Consider the following 15,325-nt stretch of genomic DNA (forward strand, 5'->3'; position numbering starts at 1 on the left):
CCAATCATTAAGACCAATCGATAGTGCCAATTCACCATCATAATCAATCGTCCTATCTAAAAAAGGCTGCATTCTAATAAGAATACAGCCTTTTTCTGAAAACGTAAGAAGGTTTAATTGGTTACATCTCTTCGACACCCATCATATCGACTGGGGTATCCGCAACGATTTGTACGCCTTTTTTGCCTGTCTTAGCGGTGTCATTACGCTGTTCTTGTAGATGATCAAGATAGGCTTCATTAATCTGACCAGTAATGTAGCAGCCATTAAATACTGCACAGTCAAAGCCTTCAACTTTGCTATGTTTGGTATCTTTTACGGCATCAATCAAATCGTCCAAGTCTTGGAAAATCAACCGATCAGCGCCGATAATGTCACGCACTTCTTCCACCGTATGACCAGAGGCAATAAGCTCACTACGCACTGGCATATCAATACCATAGACGTTTGGATATTTTACTGGTGGCGCCGCACTCGCAAAGAAGACTTTATTAGCCCCTGCATCGCGTGCCATTTGGATGATTTCATGACACGTCGTACCACGAACGATAGAATCATCAACCAACAACACGTTTTTGCCTTTAAACTCTAATGGTACAGCGCTGAGCTTTTGGCGCACCGATTTTTTACGTTGTTGCTGACCTGGCATGATGAAGGTACGACCGATATAGCGGTTTTTCATAAAACCTTCACGGTATTTAACATTCATCTTAAGGGCTAACTCCATCGCTGACGTCCGCGAGGTATCAGGAATAGGAATGACCACATCGATATCATGATCTTCGCCCCAGTCTGCAAGGATTTTATCTGCCAGTTTTTCACCCATCCGTAAGCGGGATTTGTACACTGAGATGTTATCCATGATTGAATCTGGACGGGCAAAATAGACATATTCAAAGATACAAGGCGTGTACTCTTGCTGTTCTACGCACTGGTGAGTGTGTAGATTATGATCCAAATCAATAAAAATAGCTTCGCCTGGTTTGACATCACGAACGATACTAAACCCTGACCCTGTCAATGCCACCGACTCTGACGCGACCATATATTCGGTGCCGCCGTTTTCTGCCATGCGTTTGCCAAAAATAAGCGGACGAATACCATTTGGGTCACGAAATGCAAGCAAACCATGGCCAGTAATCAAGGCAACCACACCATACGCACCTTCACAGCGACTATAGACAGCCGTGACGGCTTTAAAGATATCATCAGCTGTTGGATGGGTTTTGTCTAGATTCTGCATTTCATGAGCCAGTACGTTTAATAGTACTTCAGAATCTGAGTCGGTATTAAGATGGCGGCGATCTTCGATGTACAATGACTTAGCCAAGCTCTCAGCGTTGGTCAAGTTACCATTGTGCGCAAGCGTGATGCCGTAAGGCGAGTTGACATAAAAAGGCTGAGCCTCGGCGCTGCTAGAGGTACCAGCCGTTGGATAACGAACATGACCAATACCAAACTTGCCGACCAGCTTCATCATATGGCGATTCATGAAAACGTCACGTACCATACCGTTTTCTTTACGCAGATAGAGTCGTCCATCCTGTAAAGTGACAATACCAGCTGCATCTTGCCCGCGATGCTGTAGCATCGTCAAGCCATCATAAAGAATCTGATTGACTGGCTCATGAGCGGCAACCCCAATGACTCCACACATAGTTATATCCTATTTTGACCTACACATTAGTACTACAATGACGGTAAAATTTCTGGCAGTACTATTAAAAACACTAGCTACCACTCACCGCCTACCTGATGACGTTTGTTAGAGATTTAACGAATGATTGTCTTTTTGATATTGTTTTTTTGATGATGGGCAAACTAATCTGTTAATAATTCAGTGTTTGTCCTTTATCACCCCATACTGCTGCTCAATAAAATAATATCAAGGATGAATTACAAAGAAGATGCTATAAAAGTCAGACTCAAAAAATAAAAGTGACAAGAAGTGCCATATTAAGTTTAGAGGTATGAATATTTATGACTGGTTGACTTGATTCCATGCTACCCCTAACACATCTGAAACCAACTCTTTACCCATCGGTGCATAAGGCAGTAGTTCAGGGGCAAGTACTGACGTTTGCCACTGTGGTAGCTGCACCAATAACGGGGCACTGACACTCAGAACAACCAACACCATCAACACATTTTTGGCCGCACCCAGCACACCACCTGCCATCTTGTCCACGAGACCCAAACGAAGGGTTTTAAGCACGCCTGAGAAAACAAAAGCCACTAAGTGCATGACAGCCAATATGGCAATCACCACCAATAAAAAAGCCATGGCCATTTGCAACACAGGGTTTTGCACAATGCCGGATAACTGAGGCGAGACTGAGCCTGCCAAACGCGTAGCGGCAATCAGCGCAATAAACCAACCCACCAAGCCAACTGCTGTCTTAATCAGTCCTACTTGAAAGCCGCGCCATAAGCCAATTAAGACAACAACAGCAATCACGATATCCAGACCACTCATGTTTACGCCTCATACTCAATTCATTCTTAGCGAGTGTTTACTTCGGGTTTTATACTAAAGTTAATCATTGATTATTCAACTTATCACCACGCCCTTTTACTCATTTTGTGACAATTAATGGCAATGGTTTGACGGACGGGTTAGCTTTCCATCGCATCATAGTAGCCACCGATTGCCTGAATACAAGACTGTACCAGTCCAGGCCCACGGTAGATAAGCCCAGTATAGAGCTGCACCATGTCGGCACCCGCTTCAATTTTTTTAACCGCCTTAGCGCCACTATCAATGCCGCCTACTCCTATCAATGTTACTTTATCATCTAGCTGATCAGAGAACTGTTGTAAAATCTGAGTACTAATGTGGCTCACTGGTCGACCGGATAGACCGCCCATCTGATCACCATCGGGCAAGTCTTCGACACCCACGCGGCTCAATGTCGTATTGGTGGCAATCAAACCATCAATCTCAAAATCCAATAACTGCTGCGAGATATAGTCTACTTGTAGCGGTTCTAAATCAGGGGCAACTTTAAGTACCAATGGCACATAAAAACCATATTCAGTTGCCAATTGACTATGGCGGTTTTTAATCGTATCCAAGAGTTGTGTTAATGCGTCCCCACTCTGCAAATCACGTAAATTTTTGGTGTTTGGAGAGGAGATATTGACGGTGATATATGAGGCGTGCGGATAGGCACGCTCTAAACAGTAGACATAATCATCCGCGGCTTGTTCCACTGGCGTATCGGCATTTTTACCGATATTAATGCCAATATTGCCCTTATATTTACAGCGTTTGACGTTTTCAATCAGATAATCAATACCCTGATTATTAAAACCCATACGATTAATGATGGCATCTGCTTGTTTGATTCTAAACAATCTTGGCTTGTCATTACCGACTTGTGGCCTTGGGGTGACCGTGCCCACTTCTATAAAACCAAAGCCCAGCTCAGCGAGTGCATCAATATAGTCACCGTTTTTATCCAAACCTGCTGCTAGACCAACTGGATTAGAAAACTGCAACCCCATACAGTCTGTTGGCTGCATCGACTGACCGTATACCAAACCCAAAGCACGCGCTTTATGAGCTTTATCCAATAAGGATAAGGTCATCTCGTGAGCGTGTTCAGGATCCATTTTAAACAAAAAAGGGCGAAGTAAGGCATAAGACATAGTAATGGCAGACCCTGCTCGAAAGAAATAGTGAATGGAGAATGTGAATAAAATCAGGCGCTGCGATTATATCAGCTTAACTGAAATAAGAGCAAAGTTTCATGCGGTAAATTTTCACATCAAAACAGCAGCCAGCCTGTATAAACGAACCCTGAACTGCTGATATAAATCGCACTCCCACTTAGCTAAATGCCGCGATTTATAAGCAGTAATTACGGCACAGGACGACCATCAGTCAAGGCTATCCAGCCGCGAATGATACGATAAAGGTGCCAGACAAAAGTGAAGATCATAACCAGCAAGCCAAACCCAGCCAGTAGCACTGAGCCGATGGCGACATTTCCGCTATCAGCTAGCATACTGACGCCAAAACCGCCCAACGCAAAGGTAATAATGAGAAAACCTAAGAAAAACCAGACGATACTGTACCAAAAGGTCTTAATCTGCCAGTCAAAATGTGTGGCCAACCATGAGCCATCAGCGTCATGTCGTTTCGCATAGTTCATCACAATCGGCACAATCCACAGCAAACCAGCGGTAAAATAACTGATCACGTACAAGAAGTACGTAATGTGATTATAAGTGATTAAAGAACGGCGCTTATTGTCGCTCATCATACTATTCTGTCCTCGTTGGGCAACCTCAACTTCATAGTCAGCCATTGTATCAATAGAATCACGATCACGGCGGTCAGCAGTTTTGGTGTGATGCTGTACACGCTCATCAGGATTTTGATCAGTAGAGTGATCCATCATAAGTATCTCGGTCTGATAATGACTAATAACTGTTTGATTGTGCCAGACAAGCCGTTTTTCAATGAGGCTCATGCCAAATCATTATTTTAATAACTCGGTATAAGGTGTCGGCTATGACGTAACCGTCGCTTGTACTTGAATAGATTTGTTGGTTAGGTCTTGCTGCATAGACAGCTGAGTAAACTGCCAGCCCTGCTGTTCAAGTTTGCCAAGCGCTCCACTAACCACTGCTTGACTGGCATGACTAAAGCTCAATTGCACAGCATCACCAACCGCGACTACTTGAGCATTTGCGATACCTGCATCGTTTAACAACGCACTGACAGTAGTAGCAGGTGGCATTACCGTGTCATCACCGTTGGCCGCGTTCAGCTCACTGCGATCAATATTATCCGCTTGAGCACGCAACCAAAAATAATCAGCGACTTGCTCTTGATAGTTACTCTTACTATGATTTGCCGCTTGATGGAGACTATAGCCACCGTAGCCCCCAATAAATAACAATAAAAATATGGACAATATGGTCAAAGCCAATTGATCGCGTGAAGACAATGCTCGCCAGCGCGCTGATAACACACTTTGAAAACGGTTCATGTGTCCTGATAAGACAATGGAGCCATTGCTGGTCGTATTATCAGAGGTGACGGTATTACGTTTTGCGCGGCGCTGTAATGGTTTCATCTTCTGACCTTCTCTAAACTTACTGCTACTAAATAAATGGCTAATAGATTATGATGCCGCCATATTTGCTTGCTTATCGCTACTATCTACGACATTCACAGTAACTTGACCACTAAATTGTCCTTGCTCATTACCATTCACTTGCTCCAGTTTGGCATGTAAACCCTCTGCAGTCAGTGTACTTGCAAATTTATCAAGACTACCGCGGTCAGGCGCAATCAACGTAAAACTAAGGGTCGATGGCTGCATGACTAATGCTTGCGCGCGCAGTGAGGATTGTTTGATTAAAGGCGACACTCGAGCCAAGGCTGCCATATGAGAGGCCGTGGCTTGGCTATCGCTACGCAGCTTAGGCTGCAACTGTACCTGCAATTTTGTACGGCTGCTCAGTGGCTCATCCGCAAACCAAGATTGATATTGCCTAGCAATCTCGTTCTTGGTCGCCGCTGTCGCTTGATTATACTGATACCATTGCACACCATCGGTCGCCATCTGTAGTACCAACGCTGACAGTGCTACCATGATCGCCACACGCAAATATGGTGATAGCTGTGAATCCGTAGATTTAACAAAGAAATTAAGCGCATGACGGTCAGGGTTTTCAAGAGGCGTTGGCGTCGACGTAGGAGATTTGGTTAACAACAACTGATGCTCAGTAATAAGCCTTTCTGTTTGCGCCATAAAGTCAGCGCTCGTTGATAATTTCTGTAAATCGTTACCATCATCAGTTTCCATCCTGTCAGTAAAGCTGTCACTGATAGACTGGGTGAGCGAGAAACCAGAGGCGTCAATAGGCGACAAGACGCTAACTTCATTCAAACGCGAGAAGCGCTCAAAAATTAATGGCAAATAGCTGACAGCCATGCCCTGATGCAACGACTGGCGCAGTAGCGTTGTGTACGTATCTTGATAAAGTGTTACTTGCTGACCGGCGGGATCGTTTGGCGTTGGCAGTAATAAAAAGTCAGGAAGTAGTGCCACTATGCTCATACCAGCCAGCTTAGCACCTTGCTGCCATGACTCAATATCACTCTGCGCCAGTGCATACAGTTGGTGACTGTCAGCATGACTGATTTGACGAATGGCCAACTGCTCCACAGGGGTTAAGGAAGTCTCTTCAAACAGATACTGCTTGCCACTGTGGCCCAGCTGCTTAAGCTGAGCGGCACTCAGCTCAGTATCTACCTGTAGTACATGACTGGAAGGAAAGTATAGACACACCGTCTTTCGCGTATTGGATTTATAACTACCATAGATAGCTTGCAGCTGTTGCCAACCATCGACTGACTGCCATCTTTGTACATCTTCATGCCAGACAGCTAGCGGGCTATGCTGCGCTCGTAACCAAACGTGTAACACTAAGCGTGTCCTTAATTAAATAAAAGCGGTGATAAAAGAGCGACTAACCTCAATACGGCTGATCAGGAACGAAACGATCAATTTCACTGGCCATCCCGCTCATCACAAAGTCCATCTCAAGCACCCTTGCTTCTGCTAAAGAAAACGACTCAGGATACTCCCCTGTTAGCAGTCCAGCAAGGTGGGCAATAATAGACATATGGCAAACCACCACAATGCACTCTGCTTCTACATTAGCAAGGTCTACTAACGCCTTACGAGCCTCATCAGAGGGCGTAATATTGTCCTGTATAGTTACTGGCACCTCAGACGCTCGCGATTGAAACTCTGCTAGAGTTTGCTGCGCCCGCTCATAAGGACTCACGATGAAACGATCTGGATGATAGTGAGACGTCACATATTCTGCGGTTTGTGCGGCTTGCTGTTGCCCAAATTCCGTCAACTGACGCGCACTATCTGGACGCGTCTCATCTTCTGCTTGACCATGACGTACTAATATAATTTTCATAACCGTCCTTGTCCTATCTTTTTTGGTGCATTTTTTGGTATATTTTTTATTGTGACTTTGTATCATTACTACCCTATCGAGATCATTACTGCCCTGTAGGCTAATGACAGCATAGTATTGTCTGAGGTGCTTTATTTATGGTCAGCATCGTCTTTTTTATCGTCAGGGCTGTTATTTGACGTTTTCATGTGAGCAGTAAGCGCCGCATTACTATGATCATGAGCCATGACAAACTCAACATCACTGCGGAAGCCTGCTTCCATCAAGTGTAGCGCGACTCCTAGGGCAGCTTTATCTTCATAAATAACCGCATAAAGAGCGTGGGTAATTGGCATATATATGCCTTCTTTGGTGGCTTTTTCGTGCACCTGCTGAATGGTGTTCACCCCTTCAGCGGTCTGACCCAGCTTTTTCACTGCTGCATCGATACTCATACCACGACCAAGCATCGTACCGATACGGTAGTTGCGACTCAACTCTGAGCTACAGGTGGCGTATAAATCTCCAACACCAGACAGTCCTAAAAATGTGAGCGGATTCGCGCCTGCTTCCACGCCAAAACGACTCATCTCTGCTAGCGCACGCGTTAATATCATTGCCTTGGTATTTTCACCGACATCATAGGCTGATGCCATCCCCATGGCTATCGCGTAAATGTTTTTGAGGGCACCACCAAGCTCTACGCCTTTCACATCATCGCTGGCAAAAACTCTAAAGAAGGCACTGTGTAGTGCCGCTTGTACTGCATGACGCAGTGGCTCAGACTCACTAGCAATCACCGTCGCAGACGGCATGTTTTTCATAATTTCGATAGCCAGGTTTGGACCTGACATCACGCCAAAATTTACTTCTGGCAGCTCGTCTTTGATAATGTCACTCATCAAAGCAAAAGTATCTTTTTCCATCCCTTTGGTCAATGACACGATAGACTGACCGCTGATAAAAGGAGCGATATTTTTTAAAGTCTCACGAAAAGCCAAACCAGGTACAGCGATAAATACAATGTCCTTGTCTTTAACCGTGGCTGCTAAGTCATGGCTGTACTTTAAACGATCATCAAGCTTATAACTTGGCAGATATTTTTTATTGGTTTGGGTCTTTATCATGGCTTTTACCGTACGTTTGTTTCGTACCCACAGCGTGGTATCACAGCCATTACGAGCGGCTAAGTTTGCCATGGCAGTACCAAAACTACCACCCCCTAAAAATGCCAAACGCAGCTTGGTAGGCCTACTGTGTATCTCTGCCATGTTTTTTGCCACCGATGATTCTACCGCACTAGGATTCAATTTCTTACGGCCGATACCTGATTTGCTAGCACGTTCGATGATACCTGCCAGCAGGCTGTTTTGCTTTTCAGGAGCACTCTTACTCATCTCACTGTCATCATTGCCGATGTCTTTATTGCTATCATTAGGGCTGGTCATGTTCTTTTATCCGTGTTGACTGACTTATTATTAGTAGAATTTATCATGGTTGAATTTTGAGATTTTCTGGCTTTTTAACGACCATTTTATTGAACGGGCAGCGTTCAGCCATATTATGACTCAAATCTGACTAATGGCTCGATATCAATCGGTTTACGTGTGGGTTCATCTTTTGGACTGGTACCAGTATAAACAAAAGCCGTCACATAATCATCTGGACCGACGTCAAAATACGCTTTGACAGCAGGCTCATTACACAATAGACCCGTACGCCATACCGTACTAAAACCTTGAGCCTTTAGTGCTAAAATAAGATTTTGTACAGCAGCACCAGTACTGAGCAGTTGTTCAAAAGGAGGGACTTTTTTGTGGGCTTGTATTTTAGTGACCACCGTGATGATAAGGGGCGCCCGTAACGGCATGGTCTGGGCCTTTTTGATGTCTTTATCAGACAAGTCTTCTCCTTCTCGCACCGCTTTTGCTTGAGCAGCGTCGACCAAAGCACGACCCAAATCATGACGAGCATCACCCTGTGTTACGATGAAGCGCCACGGAGACAACTTTTTGTGGTCAGGTACCGTTGCTGCGCACTCAATCGCCGTTTCGATCTGGTCGCGTGTCGGTGCGGGGGTGTCCAAGTTGCCCATACTACGTCTTGAATTAATCCAACCAATCAACGCTTCAGCAGACAATGGCGGATACTCTGTTATCCTATCTTTAAGGGGCAGCTTGTTCCCATTTTTTGCTTTGTCATTTTCATCAAATGCCGTCATCGTCTATCCTTATTTATTATTGTCTCTTACTTTTTTCTCATGCAAAAAATCAAATTTTTTATGTGATACAGTGAATACAACATGAATCACCCGCTACCTGAGAGGTGGGGGTTTTCTATTAATACGAACTTTTACGCCGCATCCTCTACCCGATGTTCCATGCGCAAATAATCTTCTGACTGCATCTCAAGCAGGCGTGAGCGTGTACGCTCAATCTCAAACGCCAGCTTCTCTCCCTGATACAGATTTAAAATCGACTGTTCTGCTCGTACCAGAAGCTTTACGCGGCGATCATAGAACTCATCAACAAGGTAAATAAAACGGCGCGTCGGATCACGCAAATCATCGTCTAGCGCTGGTACGGCATTGACCAGCACTGTGTTAAACCGCTTAGCAATTTCAATAAAGTCAGAAGCTGAGCGCGGCTCCATACATAGATGGCGGAAATCACAAAATAGAATGTCTTCAGTGCGAGCGTTGATTCGAATTTCACGGCCATTAACCGTAATAGGCTCATTACTGATTTTTTGATTGTTAGATAAGCTAGCAAATCGGTTGGCGAGCCAGTGATGGTTTGCCTTTGTCAACGGCGATTCATATAACTCCGCTTGCTGCAAGACACGCAAACGATAGTCAATACCAGAATCGATATTCATTACCGTGGTATGGCGCTCAACTTCAGCAATAGCAGGCAAAAAACGGTCACGGTGCAACCCATCTTTATACAGTCCGGAGGGTTCAATGTTTGAGGTGGCAACCAAAGTGATACCGCGATTGAACAGCATGGTAAACAGATCACCTAAGATCATGGCATCAGAGACATTAGAGACAAAGAACTCATCAAAACAAATGATGACCGCTTCTTCATAGATGATATCAGCGACTTTCTCTAATGGGTCACTCTCACCTTGCAGCTTGTTTAGCTCTTGATGTACCCGCTGCATAAAATGATGAAAATGCAGACGCATCTTGCGCGGGGTAGTGAGAGAATCGTAAAACATATCCATCATCCACGTTTTACCGCGGCCCACACCTCCCCACATGTATAAGCCTTTTGGGGCGGTAGGCTTAGACTTTAAAAAGCTAAAAAAACCCTTTTTTTGTTCCACATGGTTGACGAGCTGATGATAAATCTCATCAAGATAGCTCATGGCCTTGAACTGCTGCTCATCTCGAGTAAAGTCGTCCGTACTGACGGCTTGCTCGTAACGTTGCAATGGAGATAAACTCATAATACGACTCATCGTTAGATAAATAAATGGTAAATAATGGACTGATATTGGCTTATCTTATCAGGACAAAACCTTATCCGTAACCTCAGCTCTGCCTATCAAAACTGTGTTTTTCTAATAAACCCTTCAGCTCTGACAATCGACCGTGAAAAAAATGCCCTGCCCCATCCACGACGCTGACCGCAAGTCCCAATCGCTCAGCAAATTCCTGCATGTTATCAGGGTCAATGACCTCATCCGCATTACCATAAATCTCAAAGGTTTTATCAGCGGGCAAGCTTAAATCACGACTGTCGTTTTTTTCGACTGATGGGGCGATAAGCGCAATTTTAGAGATCTCAAAATCGCTCAATCCCCATACATGAGAGGCCTCAAGCACCTGTTCAGCCACGCGTGCCGTCACGTAACCACCAAAAGAGAAACCACCCAGCCATAGCTTACGCGCATTGGTTTGTTCAGCAATCCATTGTAGCACGGTCATTGCATCCACGACTTCACCTTCAGCATAATCGTGCTCACCAGTTGACTGACCCACTCCGCGAAAGTTAAAACGCACCACATGCATACCGTTATCACGGGCAAAACGGTACATAGTCGTGACCACTTTATTATTCATCGTACCGTCAAACAACGGATTGGGGTGACAAAGCAATGCCACTGTATCGGTCTGCGGATCGTTAGGGTTGTCTTGTTGCCATAACGCGTCGACTTCGAGCACGCCAGCAGGAGCAGGAATCAATTGCATAAAGTTACTTACTAATTAAGAATGAATAGGTCAATTATCCTAGATATGGTTTATATTTCAAGTGATTTGCTGTGTCAATGTGGCAGATGAACGGGTAAGGTTGCGATAAGATAGAACACAATAACCGCCTAGACACCGAAGAGAGGAATGGGTTAGGTTTATAAAAGGATTGAGCGCCATATTCACTGACGCGATGCACTTGTAGCATATAGTAACGACTTAACTTTGATATTCAATTTTTATGTTCAATAGACAAAAATTAGGAATCACTTATGAATACTATGAATAAAACCGCCACATTAACAGCCACTTTAGCGGCGGCACTTGCCTTGAGTGCTTGCCAAAGTACGCCTTCATCACCAGTCATCCAACGTGCTAACTCTGTGTATGAAACGACTGGCATCGCAGACACCAAAGTTAAAGCACAACAAAATGCCATAGACAGCGCGCAAAAAACCTGCGGCCGTAAACAAGTGATTATCGTCGAGGACACGGTCAAATACAACGGAATCTTAGATGAGCGCACGGGCCGTATGGTTGGTCAAGTTGGTGCGGTGGTTGGTTCAATTTTCGGTACTGGCTCACCAGATTTATCACGTAGCGATGATTACGAATACACCATTAGTTTTCGCTGTCAGTAATTCGTTGTCAGTCACATGAATGAATAGTGTAAAAACTAGAAAACCAGCACGCTTCAAGTAGTCGATTTTATTTTTAACTGACTATATGTCGCCAACCAGTCGGTGGGAAGGATTCTCATGCAACTTGTTGGCTTCGCTTTTTGTGCATGTGCTTTTAAGGTAAACTACCCCATCTAGGGCTGCTTATGTCCCAACCAACCTCTCAGCTTTACTCACATGGTCTACTACTATGCGCAAACCCAATCTCTCACATGTAACCCAAGCTAAAGTATTGGCGCCTGCCAAAGACTTGGCCACCTTGGAAGCTGAATTGGCGGAACAAGAAGACCATTTGGAAGACACTGTCTTGCGTCTTAGTGATTACTTGTCAGCGGTTGAGATGGTCATCAAACAAACCTTTGACCACCGCGTATGGGTAAAGGCAGAGATTCGCAATCTATCTAGCAAAGGCGGCCACTATTACTTTGAGTTAGCGGAAAAAGATGACGACGGGAAAGTCGTTGCCAGCTGCCGTGGTAACCTTTGGCGCTTTAAAGCCACACGCGTTTTAGCGAAGTTTGAGCGCGCAACCGGTATGCCACTTGACCGCGACTTAACGGTACTACTAAAAGTGTCTGCAGGTTTTCATGCCCAGTATGGCTTTTCGCTGACCATTGAAGATATTGACCCCAGCTACACGTTAGGGGATTTGGCAAGACAATATGCGCAAATGGTCGACCGCTTGACAGGTGAAGGACTACTGAACCTCAATCAGCAACTACCTGCTCCCTTTGACATCGAGCATGTGCTGGTCATTGCACCCGAAAAGGCCGCTGGACTGGGAGATTTTCAAGCCGATGCGAATCGCTTAGCGCGCACAGGTGCTTGTCATTTTCATTACCATAATGCCACTTTTCAAGGCAATCATGCACCCGCTGAGATACGACACGCCATCATCAGCGCTCAGCAGCAGTTTCAAGACACCTACCAGCGTTTGCCAGATTTATTAGTCATTATTCGCGGTGGTGGTGCTGTCGGTGATTTGGCTTATCTAAACGACTATGAGCTTGCCGCCTTGGTGGCCGAGCAGCCCATCCCTGTCTGGGTCGGGATTGGACATGAACGTGACAAAGTTGTCCTAGATGAAGTCGCCCATACCAGCTTTGATACCCCGTCAAAAGTCATCGCCGCCATTAGTAGCCATTTAGCACAATTGATCGCTCAGACACTACAGTATCAAGCACAAATCAAGCAAGCCGCCCAGCGCCAACTCAACACGGTAGAGCAACAAACGGCGCGCCAACTAAGCCGCGTACAGTCGCAAACAACTGGCCAACTAACCGCCCTACAAAAAGACAGTGACTATGCGTGGCGCAGTATTCAGCAAAGTGCTCAACGTCAAGTAAAGCAAGCTGCCAGACTAACCCATGAGCTGGGCACACAGATGCAGGCCTCGGCTTATCAACAGTTATCTATGGCTTCTAATGATAGCCAAAATTATAAAAAGACGATTATGCAAAGTAGTCAGCAACAGCTGATTCAAGCCCAGCGAGACAGCGTACATCTGCGTGACATTGTGCTGTTACATCGACCCTCTCGTGTGCTGAAGCAAGGCTATGCCATACTTATGGATGAAACAGACAAACAAATACTCACCAGTAGCGCCCAGCTCCACCCTCAGCAAACGGTACATATTGTCTTAAAAGACGGTAAGGCCAAGGCGCAGATCATAGATATAGTTAACACACTTTAAAATAGGTACAGTGCTACGGGTATTAATTTCCCTTGCGTGCTGTGCCTACGCCGACAGAGGCTGCGCGAAATCAATACCCGTAGCATGGGGCATAGTGTGTGCTATTTTTATTTAGGATCGACTATATCAAAGCCACATAAGTGATTGACGACAAACCCCATTAAGATTGTGAGCTCAAAATATTTCACGTCTGTTTATTTACTTCATTTTTTACTCAACCATAATCTTGAACATTAGGACACGCTATGACCACCCCTACTCGCAAACGTAAAAAAGCCGCCCCAAAAACCTTTAAGACGGCTTATGATATTCTAAAAACCAATGCCGCTGAACTACAGCAGCAAGACGAGCCGGATATTGACAATCTCATGACCACGGTTGAAGAATCCATTGCTGCTTATCGCGTTTGCGAGACGCGCATTAATGCGGTACAACAAGCATTAGACGCCGCTTTCGCTGAAGAAAATAAAGTAGAAAATAGCGATAGTTAAGCACTTTATTCCAGCTCATCCACTTCAAAGACTTGGCGTAAATAGGCAAGATACGTGTCATTATTGATCATGGTCTTGCCTGGGCTGTCAGACAATTTAGCGACAGGCTGTCCATTACATTCAACCAGTTTTAGCACGATATTAATTGGCGTGATACCCATGTCATTGGTCAAATTGGTACCAATGCCAAAGCTGGTTTTAATACGGCCTCGAAAATACTGATGCAACTCCCACGCTTTCTCAAGATTCAGGCCATCACTAAAGGTCAGTACCTTTGTCTTGGGATCTATCTTTAATTTTTCATAATGGGCAATCGCCTTATCGCCCCAAATATAGGGGTCACCGCTATCATGACGCAGCCCATCAAACAGTTTGGCAAAATATAAATCAAAGTCACGTAAGAACGCATCCATCCCAACGACATCAGTCAGCGCAATACCTAAATCACCGCGATACTCGTGTACCCACGCTTCAAGCGCCGCTTTTTGTGAATCACGTAAACGCACATCCAACGCTTGGAAAGCTTGCATGAACTCATGCGCCATGGTGCCAATTGGCGTCATCCCCAGCTGCTTTGCCAAATAAACGTTAGACGTGCCGCCCACTATTTTTGGTTCAGCGTTGTGTAAGGTCTCAACCACATGCGCTTGCCACGCTTTACTAAAGCGCCTACGGGTACCAAAATCAGCGACAATAAACGGCGGCGTATCCCGTCCTTCTTTTGCTCTTTCGGCTGCATAGTGATGCAACAAAGCTACTTTTTCATCCAGTCTGCGCTGTCCTTCTTCGATGACACTCTCATTTGATAGAGCACTAAAGTAGAGCTCATTGACAATGGCCAAAACAAAGACCTCAAAGAACATGGCTTGAATCATTGGGCCTTCAATATCGATAAATAAGCGGCCTTTACTATCCGTACTGACAGTGATAAAACGGCGCTTAAGTTTAAACAACTCAAGGTAGTCAACGAAGTCTGAACGCATAAAGCGCAAACCACGCAAATACGCCAATTCATCTTCTAAAAAACGTAATTCGCATAGACTGTCTAGTTGTTTTTCAAGCGGCTCTTTGATATCAGCCAGCGGATAGAGCGCCTCTTTATTATTACGGCAGCGGAAACGATAGACACCATGCGTCTGCGGAAACTGGTGCAGCATCGCTTGTAACATTGTAAATTTGTACAAATCGTTATCAAGTAAGGAGGTAATAATAGGAACATGGGTAACGGTCATACTATGGCCTTAAAAAAACGCAAAAATAAAAAATAAACGTCACCCAATACTCAAAGCGACATCATATATGGACAAGCAAATGAGAGTACTCACTAATA

15 protein-coding genes are annotated in these 15,325 nt (G+C 44.9%); 3 read left to right on the forward strand and 12 right to left on the reverse strand.

Translation table 11 applies throughout. The features are described from left to right. Positions 1-121: 121 nt before the first annotated feature. The 11 genes from purF to DVY93_RS05845 form a co-directional block, all read right to left on the reverse strand. Positions 122-1,657, reverse strand: a complete 1,536-nt coding sequence (gene purF / locus DVY93_RS05795; RefSeq protein WP_193004835.1) for an amidophosphoribosyltransferase — start codon at positions 1,655-1,657, stop codon at positions 122-124. Between the two features lie 321 nt (positions 1,658-1,978). After that, positions 1,979-2,476 (reverse strand): CvpA family protein, encoded by a 498-nt coding sequence (locus tag DVY93_RS05800; protein WP_230709707.1) that lies wholly within the window; start codon positions 2,474-2,476, stop codon positions 1,979-1,981. A 140-nt stretch (positions 2,477-2,616) separates the two neighbouring features. Next, complete coding sequence (locus DVY93_RS05805) at positions 2,617-3,651, reverse strand: quinone-dependent dihydroorotate dehydrogenase (RefSeq protein ID WP_193004837.1); 1,035 nt, start codon at positions 3,649-3,651, stop codon at positions 2,617-2,619. 212 nt (positions 3,652-3,863) lie between these two features. After that, complete coding sequence (locus tag DVY93_RS05810; RefSeq protein WP_226949364.1) at positions 3,864-4,478, reverse strand: DUF4870 family protein; 615 nt, start codon at positions 4,476-4,478, stop codon at positions 3,864-3,866. Positions 4,479-4,517: 39 nt separating this feature from the next. After that, the gene (gene gspM / locus DVY93_RS05815; RefSeq protein ID WP_230709709.1) at positions 4,518-5,087 is read right to left on the reverse strand and encodes a type II secretion system protein GspM; all 570 of its coding nucleotides are present in this window, start codon (positions 5,085-5,087) and stop codon (positions 4,518-4,520) included. Positions 5,088-5,135: 48 nt separating this feature from the next. Further along, entirely contained in the window at positions 5,136-6,446 is a 1,311-nt protein-coding gene (gene gspL / locus DVY93_RS05820) for a type II secretion system protein GspL (RefSeq protein ID WP_193004839.1), read from the reverse strand. Positions 6,447-6,495: 49 nt separating this feature from the next. Continuing rightward, on the reverse strand, positions 6,496-6,954 hold the full coding sequence (locus tag DVY93_RS05825) for a SixA phosphatase family protein (protein ID WP_193004840.1): 459 nt from the start codon (positions 6,952-6,954) through the stop codon (positions 6,496-6,498). A gap of 131 nt (positions 6,955-7,085) precedes the next feature. Then, positions 7,086-8,381, reverse strand: a complete 1,296-nt coding sequence (locus DVY93_RS05830) for an NAD(P)H-dependent glycerol-3-phosphate dehydrogenase (RefSeq protein WP_193004841.1) — start codon at positions 8,379-8,381, stop codon at positions 7,086-7,088. 113 nt (positions 8,382-8,494) lie between these two features. Continuing rightward, entirely contained in the window at positions 8,495-9,154 is a 660-nt protein-coding gene (locus DVY93_RS05835) for a nitroreductase family protein (RefSeq protein WP_193004842.1), read from the reverse strand. Between the two features lie 131 nt (positions 9,155-9,285). After that, positions 9,286-10,386, reverse strand: a complete 1,101-nt coding sequence (gene zapE / locus DVY93_RS05840) for a cell division protein ZapE (protein ID WP_198334044.1) — start codon at positions 10,384-10,386, stop codon at positions 9,286-9,288. A gap of 85 nt (positions 10,387-10,471) precedes the next feature. Further along, on the reverse strand, positions 10,472-11,131 hold the full coding sequence (locus DVY93_RS05845) for an alpha/beta hydrolase (protein WP_193004844.1): 660 nt from the start codon (positions 11,129-11,131) through the stop codon (positions 10,472-10,474). A 272-nt stretch (positions 11,132-11,403) separates the two neighbouring features. Here DVY93_RS05845 and DVY93_RS05850 point away from each other — a divergent pair, with 272 nt between their 5' ends. The 3 genes from DVY93_RS05850 (at position 11,404) to xseB (ending at position 13,995) form a co-directional block, all read left to right on the forward strand. Then, positions 11,404-11,772 (forward strand): hypothetical protein, encoded by a 369-nt coding sequence (locus DVY93_RS05850; RefSeq protein ID WP_193004845.1) that lies wholly within the window; start codon positions 11,404-11,406, stop codon positions 11,770-11,772. 229 nt (positions 11,773-12,001) lie between these two features. After that, the gene (gene xseA, locus DVY93_RS05855) at positions 12,002-13,504 is read left to right on the forward strand and encodes an exodeoxyribonuclease VII large subunit (RefSeq protein ID WP_230709711.1); all 1,503 of its coding nucleotides are present in this window, start codon (positions 12,002-12,004) and stop codon (positions 13,502-13,504) included. Between the two features lie 245 nt (positions 13,505-13,749). After that, entirely contained in the window at positions 13,750-13,995 is a 246-nt protein-coding gene (gene xseB / locus DVY93_RS05860; protein ID WP_230709713.1) for an exodeoxyribonuclease VII small subunit, read from the forward strand. A gap of 5 nt (positions 13,996-14,000) precedes the next feature. Here xseB and pncB read toward each other — a convergent pair whose 3' ends face one another. After that, complete coding sequence (pncB, locus tag DVY93_RS05865) at positions 14,001-15,227, reverse strand: nicotinate phosphoribosyltransferase (protein WP_198334047.1); 1,227 nt, start codon at positions 15,225-15,227, stop codon at positions 14,001-14,003. Positions 15,228-15,325: the final 98 nt, after the last annotated feature.

Source organism: Psychrobacter sp. CCUG 69069 (assembly GCF_021023115.1).
GTDB lineage: Bacteria > Pseudomonadota > Gammaproteobacteria > Pseudomonadales > Moraxellaceae > Psychrobacter > Psychrobacter namhaensis.